Genomic DNA, 15,648 nt, shown 5'->3' on the forward strand with positions numbered 1-15,648 from the left:
TTGGACTTTGGGACGAACTGACCCGGTTCGGTGCAAACCGCGCCCTCAGTGGCCCAGCGCGACGCCCCAGGGGCCTTTTCCGGCAGGGATCGTGGCGATGACCTCCCGCATCGCAATGTCGATGAGGGACAGCGTGTCGCTCGCCCCGTTGGCGACCAGCGCGCTCCCGCCATCGGGCAGGATCGCCAGGTGCCAAGGGCGTTCGCCCACGGGGACATAGCCGCGCACTTCCCCGCTCGCGACATCGACCACGGCCACCGCGTTCGCGCGTCCCAGCGCCACCACGGCGGTTCGGCCGTCGGGCGTGAAGCGGATGCCGCAGGGCATGACCTTGTAGGCGGGCACTCCCGGCGGCGCGAAGGCGATGGTGCGCGTGATCGTGCGCGTCGCAACATCGGCAATGTGGACCGTGCCCGCCATTTCCGCCCCGATCCAGACCTGTGTGCCATCGGGCGTGAACTCGACATGGCGCGGGCGCGCGTCGGTCTCCATTTCCAGGCGGACCTCGTGGCTGGCGACATCGACCCAGGCGACGGTGTTGTCCTCCTCGCTCGTCACGAGCAGCCATGTGCCGTCCGGGCTCTGCGCGATGCCTTCGGGCTCCTCGCCCACCGCAACCTGCCAGGCGACCTTGCCTTCCACCAGATCGACCGCGGTTGCCGCCGCGTTGTCCTCATTTGCCACGAACAGGTAGCGCCCGTCGAAGGCCGGGAAGAACTGCTCGGGGTCCGCGCCCGAGGGAAGCGTGCGCACGAGCGCGCCCGTTGCCGGGTCGCGCACCTCGACCGCATTGTCGAGGCTCGCGCAGATGAGAAGATATTTGCCATCGCGCGTCAGCACGATCCCGCGCGGGCGCTGGCCGACCGGCCATTCAGCCACGATCGCGCGGCTCTCCAGGTCAACGACCGAGACCGTCGAGCTGCGCTCGTTGCTGATATAGACGCGCGTGCCCGCGCTTGCCGGGGCGCTCGCGGCAAGCGCTGTTCCAAGGGTCAGAAACGCTGTGAACGCGCGGCGGGCTGACATGTCCATGATCCTCTCCATTTGCCTTGCAAACCTAGGCATTTGCGCGCCCCGGGCCCATTGCACCTTGGTCTTGTACCATGGTCCAATTGGGGAAAGTTAAAGGCTTGCGCTAGATCATGGACACCATTCGGGGACGCCTGACCGAGCCCTGAGGTCGCAGAGGATGACTGACACCATGACGATACGTACAGGCCGCGCGGCCCTGATCGCGGCGGCGGCCATTGCTTCGCTTACCGCAGGCACCAGCCTGCTGGCCCACGGCAACGTGACCCCCCAGGCGGTCGACACCTCGGCCCTGCCCGACATCGAGGGCGGCAACGACACCTGGATGGCGGAGAACCCCTATTCCGGCAACGCGACAGCCATTGCCATCGGCGAAAGCGCCTATGGCCAGAACTGCGCGCGCTGCCATGGCCTCGAAGCCATTTCGGGCGGCATCGCCCCGGACCTGCGCTACCTCGAACCCGGCCCCTCGGGCGATGAATGGTTCGTCGAGCGCTTCCGCAACGGCTCCAGCCACGACGGCAAAGTCTACATGCCACCCTTCGGCGAGGTACTCGGCCAGAAGGCAGGCTGGGCGATCCGCGCCTGGCTCGAAACCAAGTACACCGACGAGTAAACCGATGGAGAGTGGTCGCAGGACTCTCCTGAAGAGCCTTTTCGCCGCCGCAGGGGCGCTGGCCATGCCAGCGGCCCTGCGGCCTTCGTCGCTGTGGGCCGCCCCGCTTGCCAAGGTGCGCGAGGCCGGCGTGCTGCGCGTCGGGCTCTACACCGACAACCGGCCCTGGTCCTGGGATGAGGCTGGCACACCTGCCGGGATCGATGCCGACCTTGCCCGCGCGCTTGCCGAAAGCCTGGGCCTTCGCGCCGACATCGCGCTGTTCATCGCCGACGAGGAAGTCTCCGACGACTTGCGCAACGTGGTCTGGCGCGGGGGCCTGCTCGGCTTCCAGCCCTGCGATGTCATGCTCCACGTCCCCTTCGACCGCACCTTGATGCAGCAGGAGGACAACGTCGCCTTCATGGCGCCCTACTACCGCGAGAGTTTCGGCGCGGCCTGCAGCCCGGATGCGGGCAACTGCGAGGTCGTGCCTGCGCAGTTCAAGGGCCACCCGATCGCGGCCGAACTCGATTCGATCCCCGACTTCTACCTTCTGGGCCATGCCGGAGGGGTCCTGGCCAGCGACCTCGTCCACAAACGCACCGGCTATGAGGCGATCTCCGCGCTCGGCACGGGCGAAGCCGACTTCGCAGTGGCCAGCCGCGCGCAGATCGAGGCCGCCCTGGCCGACGCGCCCGAAGCGGGCATCCGAAAACGCCATGGGCCCCTGCCGATGATGCTTTCACCCGGCTGGGACATCGGCATCGCGGTCAAGGAGAACTCGCGCACACTCGGCTTCGCGCTCGAGGACGAGATGAACGCGATGATCGCCGATGGCCGGATGGCCGCCCTGTTTTCCAGGCACGGTGTGAACTGGCAGCCCGCATTGGCGAGCCAGAGCGCAGCGTGAACGGGGGGACGGGGGTGCCGACTGCGACCGGCGCCCCCCGAACCGTCCCGGAACCCTCCCGCACACCATCCGACCGCTTCGGAATCGGGACTTTCCCGGGACTTGGCGCACACCCAATCGCCATACCCCTCATCCCAAGGTGCAATTGTTTGCGCCCCTGCGAGGTCTAGGCTGACCGCCGACGACCGGAGATCATGGGGGCACATCCCGAGCAACGAATCCCCGGCGAGGTCACCCCAATAACGGAGGGATAGGATGAAGCGGCGTTTTTCACATTTTCTGGCCGGCCTTGCGGCCGCCACCGCACTGGTCGCAGCCCCGGCGCTGGCCGACCACCATGGGCCCACCAGCTCCGACCTGATGAACGACGCGGCCAGCGCGGGCGACGTTCTGAGCTACGGCATGGGTCCCTGGCAGCAGCGCTTCTCCGGCCTCGACGCGCTCAATTCCGATAACGTCAGCAAGCTCGTCCCCGTCTTCGCCGCCTCGCTCGGCGGAGAGAAGCAGCGCGGGCAGGAAGCCCAGCCGCTGGTCTATGACGGCACCATCTACGTCACCGGCTCCTACTCGCGCCTGTTCGCCTTCGACGCGCGCACCGGCGAGAAGAAGTGGGAATACACCGCGCGCCTCCCCGACGGCATCATGCCCTGCTGCGACGTCGTCAACCGCGGCGCCGCGATCCACGGCGAGAAGATCATCTTTGCCACGCTCGACGCGCGCCTGATCGCGCTCAACCGCGAGACCGGCAAGGTCATCTGGAACAAGAAGACCGCCGACTATCAGGAAGGCTATTCGGCCACCGCCGCCCCGCTGATCGTCAAGGACATGGTCATCACCGGCAACTCGGGCGGTGAATTCGGCGTGGTCGGCGCGGTCCAGGCCCGCAACGTCGACACCGGCGAGCTGGTCTGGGAACGCCCCGTGATCGAAGGCCACATGGGCACCTTGAACGGCCAGCCCAACGGCATGACCGGCAAGCTCAACGCGACCTGGCAAGGCGATCTGTGGAAGACCGGCGGCGGCGCCACCTGGCTGGGCGGCACCTACGATCCGGGCACCAACCTCCTCTACTTCGGCACCGGCAACCCGGCGCCCTGGAACAGCCACCTGCGTCCGGGCGACAACCTCTACACCTCCTCGACGCTCGCCATCGACGCCGACACCGGCGTCATCAAGTGGCACTACCAGACCACCCCGCACGATGGCTGGGACTTTGACGGCGTGAACGAGTTCATCCCGTTCGATGCGACGATGAACGGCAAGCCGATGAAGCTGGGCGCCAAGGCCGACCGCAACGGCTATTTCTACGTGCTCGACCGGACCAACGGCAAGCTTCTGGGCGCGCACAAGTTCGTCATGCAGACGACCTGGGCTGACGGCATCAACCTCAAGACCGGCCGCCCCAACTACATCGGCGATGGCCGCCCCGGCGCTCCGAGCGGCGCGGAGAAGGGCAAGGTCGTGTTCTCTTCGCCTTCGTTCCTGGGCGGCAAGAACTGGATGCCGATGGCCTATTCGCAGGACACCGGCCTGTTCTACATCCCCAGCAACGACTGGGGCATGGACATCTGGAACGAGCCCATCGCCTACAAGAAGGGCGCAGCCTACCTGGGTGCGGGCTTCACCATCAAGCCGATTGCCGAGGACCACATCGGGGCCCTGCGCGCCATGGACCCCAAGACCGGCAAGATCGTGTGGGAATACAAGAACGCAGCCCCGCTCTGGGGCGGCGTGCTGACCACCAAGGGCAACCTCGTCTTCACCGGCACGCCCGAGGGCTACCTCAAGGCCTTCGACGCCAAGACCGGCACGGAGCTTTGGAAGTTCCAGACTGGCTCAGGCGTGGTCGGCTCGCCCGTCACCTGGGAGCAGGACGGCGAACAGTACGTCGCGGTGATGTCGGGCTGGGGCGGCGCGGTGCCGCTGTGGGGCGGCGAAGTCGCCAAGACCTTCAAGGACATCAGCCAGGGCGGCATGCTCTGGGTGTTCAAGCTGCCCAAGTAAGACGCAACAGAACAGTAACCGGAGCGCTGGCACAAGGGATCATCCCGAGGCTGGCGCTCCCTCCCTCCCCGGGATAGGAACATGAACGCACTGGCAGGAATGGAACGCGCAATGGGCGGACTGACGAGCCCCGACAAGGTCCTGATCGTCGACGATCATTCGCTTGTGCGCGATGGCCTGCGCTCGATCTTCGACGACGCCTTTCCCACCTGCGAAATCCTGGAAGCCGACAGCCTGCAGAGCGCGCTCCAGGCGCTGGACACAGCCGACGATGTCGACCTTGTCCTCCTTGATCTCAACATTCCCGACGTCTCGCACCTCTCCGGCCTTGAGGCGCTGCGCGACCGGTTTCCGGCCACCCCCGTGGTCATGGTCTCGGGCGTGACCGACCGCAACGTGGTGCGCGATGCGCTGGCCGCAGGGGCCGCCGGGTTCGTGCCCAAGTCGCTCAAGCGCACGGCCATCGTCGAGGCGTTGCAACTTGTCCTCTCGGGCGAAATCTACATGCCCGAACTCGAATGCGACGAGACCCAGGCCGCCGAGGAAGACATGATCCGCGCCCGGATCGAGACGCTCACCCCCCAGCAGCGCGTGGTCCTGGGCCACCTCGTCGCGGGCCGCCTCAACAAGCAGATCGCCTACGAACTCGACGTCTCGATGACGACGGTGAAGGCGCACGTTTCCGCAATCCTGCAGAAGATGAACGTCTTCTCGCGCACGCAGGCCGTGATCATGGCCGGAAAGATCGGCTTTCGCGGGTAGTTAAGAAGAAGATTTTTCCAAGGGGCCATCGCCCCTTGACCCCGGAATCGGCGACCTCACCTTTCTCGGCTACGGCGGCGCGCGCACCGTGAGGTGGACAGTTCGGGGAGCCCGAGGGCGATGGCCCTCGGATAATCTATTCTGATCCTCTTTGCCTTCGGCCGCCTGGCTGGTAGCCCCCTCCCATGAGCCGTGAACCCTTGCGCGAGCGCGCCTACTACCGCGCCTTTGTCCCCGTCGCCACGCGTTGGCGCGACAACGACATCTACGGCCACGCCAACAACGTGGTCTACTATTCGTGGTTCGACACGGTGGTGAACACCTGGCTGATCGAGGCGGGCCTGCTCGACCTTGAAAGCGAAGCGCCGACAGGTCCCATCGGGCTCGTCGTCGAGACAGGGTGCCGCTATGCCGCCTCGGTACAGTTCCCGCAGAAGCTGGAGGTGGGCCTTCGCGTGGCGCGGCTCGGTTCCTCCAGCGTCACCTATCACCTCGGCCTCTTCGTTGCGGGCGAGGACGCGCCTGCCGCCGAAGCGCACTACACCCACGTCTATGTCGACCGGGAATGCCGCCGCCCGACCCCGCTGCCCGAGGACTGGCGCACCGCCTTCGCCGCGCTGACCTGAGCGCTCAGAGCACGTCGAGCTGGCGCAGAAGTGCGCGCAGGCGTGCCGGTTTCACGGGCTTGTTGAGCACGGGCAGCCCTTGCCCTGCGGCCAGTTCCGCCACTTCGTCGCCCCGGTCGGCGGTGATGAGGATCGCGGGGATCTCGCGTTCGGTCTGGCCGCGCAGGAGCGCCACCGCCTCGTCGCCCGTGCGCCCCTCGTCGAGGTGGAAGTCGACGATCATCAGCACGGGCCCCTGCTCCAGCGCGGCCGCAGCCGCCGGATCGCCGGGGTCGGGGACCGCCACGACATCGAGCCCCCAGTTCTCCAGCAGCGCCTCCATGCCGCGCAGGATCGCGGGGTCATTGTCGACGACAAGCACCAGCCCGCCTTCCTCCGCACGCGTGCCTTGCGCGCTGGCGGGCAATTCGGGCGCGCGCGCTTCGGGCGCGCAGCGCGGCGCGCGGATCGTGAAGCAGGCCCCCTGTCCGGGCGCGGTCTCCAGTTCGATGGCGTGGCCCAGCACCGCCGTCACGCGGCGCACGATGGCCAGGCCCAAGCCCTTGCCGGGGATCTTCTGCGTCTTGCCGACCCGGCGAAACTCCTCGAAAATCTGCGCGCAGTCCTCTTGCGCAATGCCGGGCCCGGTATCGCGCACGCGCACGCTGACTTCGTCCTTCGTATGTTTGACTTCCACGCAGACACGCCCCACTTCGGTGTAGCGGATCGCGTTGGAGACGAAGTTCTGCAGCACCCGGCGCAAGAGGCGCGGGTCGGAACGCACCCACAGGTCCGTCTCGGGGATGGCGAACTCGAGCCCCCCGGCCTGGGCGAGGGGGGCAAACTCGATGCGCAGTGCCGTCAGGATCGGGTCGAGCGCCAGCGGCTGGATCTCGGGCTGGACGGCGCCCGCATCAAGGCGCGAGATCTCGAACAGGGCTTCCAGCAGCTCTTCCACCGAATCGAGCGCCGTCGAGGCCTGCTGGACAAGGCTCGCCGCGCGTTCGGGCATGGCCATGCCGTCCATCGCCGAGACGAACAGGCGCGCCGCGTTCAGCGGCTGGAGCAGGTCGTGGCTGGCCGAGGCAATGAAGCTCGTCTTGGAGCGGTTGGCGGTCTCGGCTTCGTTCTTGGCATCGACCAGCTGGCGGTTGACCTCGACCAGTTCGGCGGTGCGCTCCTCCACGCGCCGCTCCAGCGTCTCGGCGGTCTCGGTCAGCGAGCGCTGGAAGCGGACATGGTCGGTGACATCGTCGAAGGTGAAGACCATGCCCCCGTTCTTGAGCGGAACCGAGCGGATCACGACGTGGCGCTCGCCCATCATGCACATCGTCTCCAGCTGGCCGAGCGAGCGCGCCTCCCCCTCCTCGCGCCAGTCGAGCGCCTCGGCCCGGTCGAGCTCCTGGCGTTCGAGGCACCAGCTGCGCAGCATCTCGTGATTCTCGATCTCGGGTGCCCCTTCGCCGGCTTCGCCTTCGAGGCCCAGCATCGCAAGCACACCCTCGTTCCAGGCCTGGAGGTGACCGGTCTGATCGAACAGGCACACGCCTTCGGACAGCGTGTCGAGCGTTGCCTGGAGCGCGAGGTTGCGTTCGGCCAGTTCGCGCGCGCGCTGGCGCGCGTCCTCGGCCTTCACCGAGGTGATGTCGGTGTAGATCCCGACGGTCCCGCCCTGGCTGGTGCGCAGCTCGTTGATCTGGATCCAGCGCCCGTCCGAGAGCGCCTGGACATGCGCGCCCTGCGCGCGGCGATGCTGCGCCACACGGTCCTTCAGCCAGCGCTCGGGCGCCACGCGCGAGGCCAGTTCGGAGAATTCCGGCGCGCGGTCCGAGATCGCCTCGAAGTAGGGAAAGATCTTCAGGAAGGCCCGGTTGCACAGGATCATCCGGTCTTCATCGTCGAACAGGGCAAAACCATCCGAAAGCGATTCGATGGCATCGCGCAGGAGGACACGCGCGGCGGTCGCATCGGCGTGGGCCTGGGCAAGCTCGGCGTTGACCGTGTTCAGGCGCTCCAGTGCGATCTCCAGCGCGCCGGTGCGGTCGCGCACCATGGCTTCGAGCGAGATCGCCGTCTCGAACATCGAGAAGGCCCCGCCCTGCAGGTCGGTCGAGCGCTCCACCCGGTCGATCAGCGCGGCGTTGATCTTCTCCAGCTGCTTCACGCGCGTGCGCAGCCGCGCCAGTTCGGCGTCCCGGTCCTCGGTCGTCTCCTCCAGGGCCTTCGCCCCCGGCGCCGGTGTCTCCCCCGACTTTTCGCGCAGCATGGCCGGTCTCTCTCCCGCTCCTGTGTCTCCCGTCCTGGCTCAGCGCCCTATCGCCAGACCACTGAAGGTCTGGTTCATGTGCGCTGCGAGGAATTGCTCACCATAGGTGTTGAAACCGATGATCTTGTTGTCGACGTAGAGCCGGGAGAGTTCGCGCACGATCTGGCGGTCCTCGGCGTCCAGACGGTTGAGCACGCAGTCAAAGCCGGTCACGTGATCGATCGTGCCAATGCGCTGGGACACCTTTCCGATCAGCTCGTTCATCCAGGCAATGCGCTCGATCGGCTCGCCGATGGTGAGGACGACGCCGGTGTCGATGGCGCAGTAGAAGGTGAGCGAACCGTCCGGGTTGGCCGACTGGATCGAGCGCACGTGGTACTGCCCGCCCGTGCGCACCATGGGCGGGTGCGCGGCGAAGAAATGCGCATCGAGCGCATCGGGCGTCTGGCCGGTGAGGCGCACGTATTCCTCGGCGGCGGGCGCGGCGTTGATCTCGTAGACGGTGCGCGTCTGGGGATCGGCCTCGGTGATGACCATGCGCGCGGGGCCGGGCCGATAGGGGCTTTCGCAAAAGACGTGCATCGGGCGGCGGCTGGTGAGCACCGCGATCACCGCGCAGTCCCCATGGAAACGCCCTTCGTGCAACACGCCGGTCTCGCTGAAGGAGAGGCCATCCCCGCTCGACCCACCGATCAGCTGGATGTCGCCCAGCGCGTGCTGCGCGGTCATCGTGAGCAGTTCCTCGCGGTGCGAGAGCCCATCGACGAAGAAAAGCGCGACCTGGTGCACGTCCTGGACCGCGGCATGGTCGAGCCGTGCCCCGGCCACCAGCTGGCGGATCGCGCCCTGCGCTTCCTGCGGGTCGAAATGGTCGAGCGCATCGAAGCGCAGCGATACCATCGAAAAGCTCTCCGCCGGAAAGCCGACAAGCACCACGGTTTCGGTGTCGTAGCCCCGGTCGGTCAGTTCGCCTGCACTGGTGCAACCGATCAGGGGCACGCCGGGCAGCCCTTCGCGCAAGGCCTTGGCAAGTTCATCGCGCGGGAAACGGTTGGAGCAGAACAGGAGCGCGCCCGCCAGCTCCATCGTGCCGACAGCGGCGGCAAGATCGGCCACGACGCTGGCCACATCGGCCGCGCGCGAGGAACAGGTCAGAAGGGGCGTATCGCCATGCTCCAGCTGGATCTGCATGCCTTGACTATTTCTCCCATCGGACCTCCTCGTTCGGTGGGAGGCCCTTGCAACCCTGCGCGGCCCGCAAAGGTGCCGTGCAATCGTTTTGCAGACCTTAGTCTTACGCCGGGAAAGCCCATAGGCCAAGGAATTTGCGACATGGCGCAAGTGCGCACACGGCCCTGCCTCAGGACACTGCGGCATCGCCGCGCGGCGGCGCACCGGCGGCTTCGAGCGCAGCGTTTTCCGCGTCGGTGAAAACACGGCTGCGGATCACGAAACGCACTCCCTCGGGCGCCTCCAGGCTCATGCCCGAACCGCGCCCAGGCACGACATCGATGGTCACCTGCGTGTGGCGCCAGTATTCGAACTGCGCCGCCCCGATCCAGACCGGGGTATCGCCCACCAGCGTGCCCAGCCGTACGTCCTGCCCGCCCACGCGAAACTCGCCTGCCGGAAAGCACATCGGCGCCGACCCATCGCAGCACCCGCCCGACTGGTGGAACATGAGAGGGCCATGCTGCGCGCGCAGGCGCAGTATCCAGTCCTCGGCCTCAGCGGTTGCGCAAATGCGCGGGGGAGGTGTCGTGTCGGTCATCGCTGCGCTCCCTTCGTTACGGTCCCGAAGAAGGAAAGAGACAATTCCGAGGGCCATCGCCCTCGGGCTCCCAAACCCGTCCTGCTCACCTGACACCCGCACCGTTGCGGGAGCAAGGTGAGGTTGCCCGTTTGGGGGTCAAGGGGCGATGGCCCCTTGAAAAATCCCTCTTCTTCTTCGCCTCTAAAAAAAGACGGTGGATGACCCGAGGGCCATCCACCGACCCGAGAGACCCGGCGCCACTGGACTGGTGGAGTGAGAGATGGGCGCCGGGAGCGGAGCTCTGCAGGGCTCCTTGGGGGGCTTGCCCAGGACGTTCGGATCAGAAGAAGCCGAGCGCCTTGGGGCTGTAGCTGACAAGCAGGTTCTTGGTCTGCTGGTAGTGGTCCAGCATCATCTTGTGGTTCTCGCGCCCGATGCCCGACTGCTTGAAGCCGCCGAAGGCCGCGTGGGCGGGGTACATGTGGTAGCAGTTGGTCCACACTCGCCCGGCCTGGATGCCACGGCCAAAGCGGTAGGCGCGCGTGCCGTCGCGGGTCCAGACACCGGCGCCCAAGCCATAGAGCGTGTCGTTGGCGATGCTGAGCGCCTCTTCCTCGGTCGAGAACTTGGTCACCGACAGCACCGGCCCGAAGATCTCCTCCTGGAAGATGCGCATCTTGTTGTGGCCTTCGAGCACGGTGGGCTGCACGTAGTAGCCCTGCGCCATGTCGCCCTCGTGGAGCGCGCGTTCGCCGCCGGTGAGGACCTTGGCGCCCTCGTCCTTGCCGATCTGGATGTAGGAGAGGATCTTCTCCATCTGGTCGTTCGAGGCCTGTGCGCCGATCATCGTGGCGGGATCGAGCGGGCTGCCCAACTTGATCGCCTCGACCCGCTTGATCGCCTTCTCGATGAAGGCATCGTAGATCGATTCGTGCACCAGCGCGCGGCTCGGGCAGGTGCAGACCTCACCCTGGTTGAGCGCGAACATGGCAAAGCCTTCGAGCGCCTTGTCGAGGAAATCGTCGTCCTGCGCCATCACATCCTCGAAGAAGATGTTGGGGCTCTTGCCGCCCAGCTCGAGCGTGCAGGGAATGAGGTTCTCGCTCGCGTACTGCATGATGAGGCGGCCGGTGGTCGTCTCCCCGGTAAACGCGATCTTGGCGATGCGCTTGTTGGTGGCGAGCGGCTTGCCCGCCTCGACGCCAAAGCCGTTGACGATGTTGAGGACGCCCGCGGGCAGGATGTCGGCGATCATCTCGGCGAGCACGAGGATCGACATCGGGGTCTGCTCGGCGGGCTTGAGCACCACGCAATTGCCTGCCGCCAGCGCCGGAGCAAGCTTCCAGGCCGCCATCAGCAGCGGGAAGTTCCACGGGATGATCTGGCCCACGACGCCCAGCGGCTCGTGGAAGTGATAGGCCACGGTGTCGTGGTCGATCTCGCCGATGGAGCCTTCCTGCGCGCGCACGCAGGCCGCGAAGTAGCGGAAGTGGTCGATCGCCAGCGGCACGTCGGCCGCGGTCGTCTCGCGGATCGGCTTGCCGTTGTCGATGGTCTCGACCAGCGCGAGCTTGTCGAGGTTGGCTTCCAGCCGGTCGGCGATTTTCAGCAGCGTGTTGGAGCGCTCGGTCGAGGAGGCTTTCCCCCAGGCGTCCTTCGCCGCGTGCGCGGCATCGAGCGCGAGCTCGATGTCCTCGGCCGTACCGCGCGCCACCTGGCACACCACCTGTCCGGTGACGGGCGAGACATTGTCGAAGTACTGCCCCTTCACGGGCGCGACCCATTTGCCGCCGATGAAATTGTCGAACTTGTCCCGGATCAGCGATTCACCCGAGAACTTGCTCATGGCCTGCTCCAGCATCCCCATATCTCCAAACGTGACCACATCGCTCTTGCGCGATTTTTGGAAGGCCACATTGGGCCGCAGGGCCGCCAGAGCCAATTGTACCATGGGACGATAGACCTTGGTCGGGGATCGGAGGGTCCGGCGAACCAATGGATCCAATTTCATGTCGAAACAAATCCTCGCCCGCAAGAAACCGCCGCTCTTCTGGAAAACCGGACAAGCGCCCCTTGCCTCCCCCCACCCGCATTTGCCAATAGGGCTCCCGTGAGCGCGAATATCGTCATCGGCGACGGGCCACACGGCCAGCCGACAGAGATCGACATCAAGGAACTTCTGGCGACCCGCCTGCTGGTGCAGGGCAATTCCGGGTCCGGGAAGTCGCATCTGCTGCGCCGCCTGCTCGAAGAGAGCGCCAGCCTTGTCCAGCAGATCGTGATCGACCCCGAAGGCGACTTCGTCAGCCTGGCCGAGGAATTCGGCCACGTCGTGATCGACGGCGCGGCCTATGGCGAGGCCGAGATCGTCAAGCTCGGCGCACGCATCCGCCAGCACCGCGCCTCGGTCGTGCTCGCGCTCGACGAGCTGGAAATCGACAGCCAGATGAAGTGCGCGGCCCAGTTCCTCAACGCCCTGTTCGATGCCCCGCGCGACCAGTGGTACCCCGCGCTCGTCGTCGTCGACGAGGCGCAGATGTTCGCCCCCGCCGCGGCGGGCGAAGTCTCCGAAGAGGCGCGCCGCATTTCGCTCGGTGCCATGACCAACCTCATGTGCCGTGGGCGCAAGCGCGGCCTGGCCGGCGTCATCGCGACGCAGCGCCTTGCCAAGCTCGCCAAGAACGTGGCCGCCGAGGCTTCCAACTTCCTGATGGGCCGCACCTTCCTCGACATCGACATGGCCCGCGCGGCGGACCTGCTGGGCATGGAGCGCCGCCAGGCCGAGGAAATCCGAGACCTGGGACGCGGCCAGTTCCTCGGGCTTGGCCCTGCGATCTCGCGCCGCCCGGTCAAGACGCAGATCGGTTCGGTCAAGACCGGTGCCAAGTCGGTGACGCCCGGCCTCATGCCGCTCCCTGAAGCCTCCACCGAGGACATGCGCGAGCTGCTCCACGACAACCTGCACGTCGAGCCGGAAAAGCCCGACTTCGTGCGGCCCGTACGCCGCCGCATGGAAATGGAGGAGCTCGACCAGAGCATCGCATCGGGCCCCGCCGCCGAGGCCCTGCCCCCGCGCCCCGAACGCCCCGAGCCCGAGCCCGAGGAAAACCGCGCCGCCATGCTCGAGATCCTGAACGCGATGGCGCGCGACGAGGACAGCCTGTTCCAGTCCTCGACCACGCTGTTCCAGGACTTCACGATCCGCTGCCGGATGAAGGGCATCTCGGTGCGCAGCCTTGATGCAACGATGTTCCGCCGGGGCTTTGCCGCCGCCGTCGCGGGAATCGAGGACCCTGAGGACGAACGCTGGTTCGACCTTGTGAACCTGGCCAAGCACGTCCCCGACGACGCGCTTGCCCCGTTCTACGTCATCGCCCGCGCGGCGATGGACAACGAGCCGTGCCCGGACGATGACCGGCTCGCCAAGATCTACGGCACCAGTTCGCCGCGCCGCATCCAGCGTCTGCTCGATTACCTCGAAAAGGACGGGCTGATCGTGGTGCGCACCGACTTTGCGGGCAAGCGCTCGGTCGGCGTGCCCGATCTGGGCGTGACAACCGCCGCCGTCGAGGCGTAAAAGCCCTCCACATGGCCGAGATCGTCAACCTTCGCATGGCCCGCAAGGCGAAGGCCCGCGCCGATGCCCGCGCGCAGGCCGAGGAAGCGCGCGCCCGTCATGGCGCCACCAAGGCAACGCGCGAGAAGACATCGGCGGAGATCGCCCGGCTGGAGCGCACTGTCGAGGGCGCCCGCCGCAAAAAGGACACCGACTGATGCGATCGACCTATCTGGAGGCGACCGTGCGCCTCTACCACCTGAGCGATGCGATGGAGGGCGGCGCGGCCGAAACGCTGTTCTACGGCACTTTGACCGAGGCCATGCAGATCGCCGCGCAGCAGGACGAGGCGACGCAGGAAGGCCTGTTCATCGCGACCGACAACGATGTCGTTGCCTATCTCGACCTGCTGGAAGGTTGAACGATATTTCAAGGGGCCATCGCCCCTTGACCCCAGAATCGGGAACCTCACCATTCTCAACCAACGCCGCGCGCGAAAGGTGGGGTAGACAGTTCGGGGAGCCCGAGGGCGATGGCCCTCGGAAACCTTTCTTCTACCTGCCCCACCCCGCAGGTGCCTCGGTGGCCGTACGCGGTGGGACAGGCAGTTCGCAAGGACCGGCGATTGCCGATCCCTATCGGATCCTTAGAAGCGCGCCTGCAGGCCGCCTGCGACATAGCCGTCGCCCACGTTCACCTTGGCATCGAGCATCGGCATGACCGGCATCGAGGCGGTGCCGTAAGCGCGCACCGAATCGCCCATGTAGCGCGCGCCCACGCCCAGCGTGACCATCGGCAGGCTGTAGCTGGCTTCCACGCGGCCATAAGCCTTGAGGCCGGTGCCGTCGCAATGGTCGTCGTTCACCGCGACATCGTCGATGCGGCGGTAGCACACGCCATCGTCCGAGGTGTAGCGCGGGTGGTCCTTGTCGTAGATGAAGGCGCCGACCGAGGGCGTCACGGCGAAGCCGCCGTCGCGCAGGATCGGGTAGCCCACACCCAGTTCGCCGCCCCACTGGCCCTTCCACTTGGCGACATTCGCCTCGGCGGTGACCTGCGCCGCAGCGGGCGAGGCGGCCAGCAGCGATCCGCCCAGGGCTGCAGCGGCTAGGGCGAGGATGTGGCGGTGCGACATGGTTCGTATCCTTTTCGGGTATGCACAAAGAGGCACACACGGCCTCCCCCGCGCATGCAGACGGCCCTGTTGCGCATAGCGCCCCGCAGCGACAAGCAGGGCGCACGCAGCCCGTCCCGCCACCCCGTCACCTCACCGCTATCCCGTACAAGAAACGCGCCGGACCGTGGGTTTAGGTAGGGGCAAAGCCCTGGTCAGGCCATTGCGTCGAGCGCGTCGCCCACCGGCGTATCGCCATCGGTCAATTCCAGGATCACGCGCGAGAGCTGCGGGCGCTCCAGAATCCCGGCCAGAACCTGCGCCACGTGATCGCGCGACACATTGCCATAGGGCAGCGCGAGGCCCAGCGCGACCTTGCCATCGCCGCCCTCGGAACTGAGCGTGCCCGGGCGCACGATCACCCAGTCGAGATCGCTCTGCGAGAGGTGCGCGTCGGTCAGCTTCTTGATCCGCATGTAGTTCTCAAGCCCTTCCTTGGGCTCGGCATCGCGCCCTGCCTCGGGAAAGGCCGAGACGAGGAGGAAGCGCGTGGCCCCCGCCTTGCGCGCGGCTGCGACGGCCTTGACCAGCCCGTCACCATCGACCGCCTGGGTGAGGTCGTAGCCCGCCCCGCCCGCGCCGGCCGAGAAGACCACCGCATCGGCGCTCTCCATAAGCTCGGCCAGCTCATCGACGGTAAGCGCGGTGATGTCGCCCGCCACCGGCTTGGCACCCTTGTCGGCGAGGATCTGCGCCTGTTCGCTCTTGCGGTGCATGGCCAGCGGCACATGGCCCGCATCGGCCAGCAGGGGGACGAGACGCGAGCCGACCTTGCCAGCGGCACCGATGATGAAGACGTTCATGGTATTCGTTCCTGTTCTGGTGCGACAGGCAGGCGCAGCACGCCTGCCTTTTTCCGTATCCTTGCCAACCCATGTCGGAACGCGGTGTTCCGATGACAACCATCTGGGGCGACGCGATTTCCCGGCGCCTGCCAGGCCGCGATGCCTGAGCGCGCAACAGGAAGTTCCCCCCGCGCCATTGTCTCTTG

General features: G+C 66.6%; 15 protein-coding genes. 8 read left to right on the forward strand and 7 right to left on the reverse strand.

Annotated features, from left to right (window positions below; genetic code table 11):
- Positions 1–45: 45 nt before the first annotated feature.
- Positions 46–1,026: a PQQ-dependent catabolism-associated beta-propeller protein gene (locus HT578_RS11325; protein WP_213504261.1), complete on the reverse strand. Its 981-nt coding sequence runs from the start codon at positions 1,024–1,026 to the stop codon at positions 46–48.
- 175 nt (positions 1,027–1,201) lie between these two features.
- Here HT578_RS11325 and pedF point away from each other — a divergent pair, with 175 nt between their 5' ends.
- The 5 genes from pedF to HT578_RS11350 all read left to right on the forward strand — a co-directional run bounded on the left by pedF (position 1,202) and on the right by HT578_RS11350 (position 5,929).
- Positions 1,202–1,645, forward strand: a complete 444-nt coding sequence (pedF, locus tag HT578_RS11330) for a cytochrome c-550 PedF (protein ID WP_213499512.1) — start codon at positions 1,202–1,204, stop codon at positions 1,643–1,645.
- Positions 1,646–1,709: 64 nt separating this feature from the next.
- Positions 1,710–2,537 carry a substrate-binding periplasmic protein gene (locus tag HT578_RS11335; protein WP_239026251.1) on the forward strand — a complete coding sequence of 276 codons (828 nt, stop codon included), beginning with the start codon at positions 1,710–1,712 and terminating at the stop codon, positions 2,535–2,537.
- Positions 2,538–2,792: 255 nt separating this feature from the next.
- A complete protein-coding gene (locus HT578_RS11340) occupies positions 2,793–4,541 on the forward strand; it encodes a methanol/ethanol family PQQ-dependent dehydrogenase (RefSeq protein WP_213499516.1) in 1,749 nt (582 codons plus the stop codon).
- A gap of 81 nt (positions 4,542–4,622) precedes the next feature.
- Complete coding sequence (locus tag HT578_RS11345; protein ID WP_213499518.1) at positions 4,623–5,303, forward strand: response regulator transcription factor; 681 nt, start codon at positions 4,623–4,625, stop codon at positions 5,301–5,303.
- 185 nt (positions 5,304–5,488) lie between these two features.
- Positions 5,489–5,929, forward strand: a complete 441-nt coding sequence (locus tag HT578_RS11350; protein ID WP_039390419.1) for an acyl-CoA thioesterase — start codon at positions 5,489–5,491, stop codon at positions 5,927–5,929.
- A 4-nt stretch (positions 5,930–5,933) separates the two neighbouring features.
- Here HT578_RS11350 and HT578_RS11355 read toward each other — a convergent pair whose 3' ends face one another.
- From HT578_RS11355 to adh, 4 genes are all read right to left on the reverse strand, one after another.
- Positions 5,934–8,174: a hybrid sensor histidine kinase/response regulator gene (locus HT578_RS11355; RefSeq protein WP_213499520.1), complete on the reverse strand. Its 2,241-nt coding sequence runs from the start codon at positions 8,172–8,174 to the stop codon at positions 5,934–5,936.
- 39 nt (positions 8,175–8,213) lie between these two features.
- Positions 8,214–9,365, reverse strand: coding sequence for an FIST N-terminal domain-containing protein (locus HT578_RS11360; protein ID WP_213499522.1), 1,152 nt, complete (start codon positions 9,363–9,365; stop codon positions 8,214–8,216).
- Positions 9,366–9,534: 169 nt separating this feature from the next.
- The gene (locus HT578_RS11365; protein WP_213499524.1) at positions 9,535–9,945 is read right to left on the reverse strand and encodes a DUF779 domain-containing protein; all 411 of its coding nucleotides are present in this window, start codon (positions 9,943–9,945) and stop codon (positions 9,535–9,537) included.
- Between the two features lie 322 nt (positions 9,946–10,267).
- Positions 10,268–11,788, reverse strand: a complete 1,521-nt coding sequence (adh, locus tag HT578_RS11370) for an aldehyde dehydrogenase (protein WP_213504263.1) — start codon at positions 11,786–11,788, stop codon at positions 10,268–10,270.
- A 249-nt stretch (positions 11,789–12,037) separates the two neighbouring features.
- Here adh and HT578_RS11375 point away from each other — a divergent pair, with 249 nt between their 5' ends.
- The 3 genes from HT578_RS11375 to HT578_RS11385 are packed head-to-tail and all read left to right on the forward strand — an operon-like array spanning position 12,038 to position 13,904.
- Positions 12,038–13,504 (forward strand): helicase HerA domain-containing protein, encoded by a 1,467-nt coding sequence (locus tag HT578_RS11375; RefSeq protein WP_039390415.1) that lies wholly within the window; start codon positions 12,038–12,040, stop codon positions 13,502–13,504.
- 11 nt (positions 13,505–13,515) lie between these two features.
- A complete protein-coding gene (locus HT578_RS11380) occupies positions 13,516–13,701 on the forward strand; it encodes a DUF4169 family protein (RefSeq protein WP_213499525.1) in 186 nt (61 codons plus the stop codon).
- On the forward strand, positions 13,701–13,904 hold the full coding sequence (locus HT578_RS11385; protein WP_213499526.1) for a hypothetical protein: 204 nt from the start codon (positions 13,701–13,703) through the stop codon (positions 13,902–13,904). The genes HT578_RS11380 and HT578_RS11385 overlap by 1 nt, the downstream gene beginning before the upstream one ends.
- A 225-nt stretch (positions 13,905–14,129) precedes the next feature.
- On the opposite strand, the gene HT578_RS11390 is transcribed toward HT578_RS11385, so the two are convergent.
- Together HT578_RS11390 and HT578_RS11395 are read right to left on the reverse strand one after the other, a co-directional pair.
- The gene (locus HT578_RS11390; protein WP_052322158.1) at positions 14,130–14,618 is read right to left on the reverse strand and encodes a hypothetical protein; all 489 of its coding nucleotides are present in this window, start codon (positions 14,616–14,618) and stop codon (positions 14,130–14,132) included.
- A 194-nt stretch (positions 14,619–14,812) separates the two neighbouring features.
- The gene (locus HT578_RS11395; RefSeq protein WP_213499527.1) at positions 14,813–15,460 is read right to left on the reverse strand and encodes an NAD(P)H-binding protein; all 648 of its coding nucleotides are present in this window, start codon (positions 15,458–15,460) and stop codon (positions 14,813–14,815) included.
- Positions 15,461–15,648: the final 188 nt, after the last annotated feature.

It is taken from the genome of Novosphingobium decolorationis (assembly GCF_018417475.1).
Lineage (GTDB): Bacteria > Pseudomonadota > Alphaproteobacteria > Sphingomonadales > Sphingomonadaceae > Novosphingobium > Novosphingobium decolorationis.

Excerpts from the sequence above, each read along its gene's own strand:
- HT578_RS11325 (WP_213504261.1), bottom strand. The coding sequence starts at position 1,026 with ATGTCAGCCCGCCGCGCGTTCACAGCGTTTCTGACCCTTGGAACAGCG.
- pedF (WP_213499512.1), top strand. The coding sequence starts at position 1,202 with ATGACGATACGTACAGGCCGCGCGGCCCTGATCGCGGCGGCGGCCATT.
- HT578_RS11335 (WP_239026251.1), top strand. The coding sequence starts at position 1,710 with ATGCCAGCGGCCCTGCGGCCTTCGTCGCTGTGGGCCGCCCCGCTTGCC.
- HT578_RS11340 (WP_213499516.1), top strand. The coding sequence starts at position 2,793 with ATGAAGCGGCGTTTTTCACATTTTCTGGCCGGCCTTGCGGCCGCCACC.
- HT578_RS11345 (WP_213499518.1), top strand. The coding sequence starts at position 4,623 with ATGAACGCACTGGCAGGAATGGAACGCGCAATGGGCGGACTGACGAGC.
- HT578_RS11350 (WP_039390419.1), top strand. The coding sequence starts at position 5,489 with ATGAGCCGTGAACCCTTGCGCGAGCGCGCCTACTACCGCGCCTTTGTC.
- HT578_RS11355 (WP_213499520.1), bottom strand. The coding sequence starts at position 8,174 with ATGCTGCGCGAAAAGTCGGGGGAGACACCGGCGCCGGGGGCGAAGGCC.
- HT578_RS11360 (WP_213499522.1), bottom strand. The coding sequence starts at position 9,365 with ATGCAGATCCAGCTGGAGCATGGCGATACGCCCCTTCTGACCTGTTCC.
- HT578_RS11365 (WP_213499524.1), bottom strand. The coding sequence starts at position 9,945 with ATGACCGACACGACACCTCCCCCGCGCATTTGCGCAACCGCTGAGGCC.
- adh (WP_213504263.1), bottom strand. The coding sequence starts at position 11,788 with ATGCTGGAGCAGGCCATGAGCAAGTTCTCGGGTGAATCGCTGATCCGG.
- HT578_RS11380 (WP_213499525.1), top strand. The coding sequence starts at position 13,516 with ATGGCCGAGATCGTCAACCTTCGCATGGCCCGCAAGGCGAAGGCCCGC.
- HT578_RS11385 (WP_213499526.1), top strand. The coding sequence starts at position 13,701 with ATGCGATCGACCTATCTGGAGGCGACCGTGCGCCTCTACCACCTGAGC.
- HT578_RS11390 (WP_052322158.1), bottom strand. The coding sequence starts at position 14,618 with ATGTCGCACCGCCACATCCTCGCCCTAGCCGCTGCAGCCCTGGGCGGA.
- HT578_RS11395 (WP_213499527.1), bottom strand. The coding sequence starts at position 15,460 with ATGAACGTCTTCATCATCGGTGCCGCTGGCAAGGTCGGCTCGCGTCTC.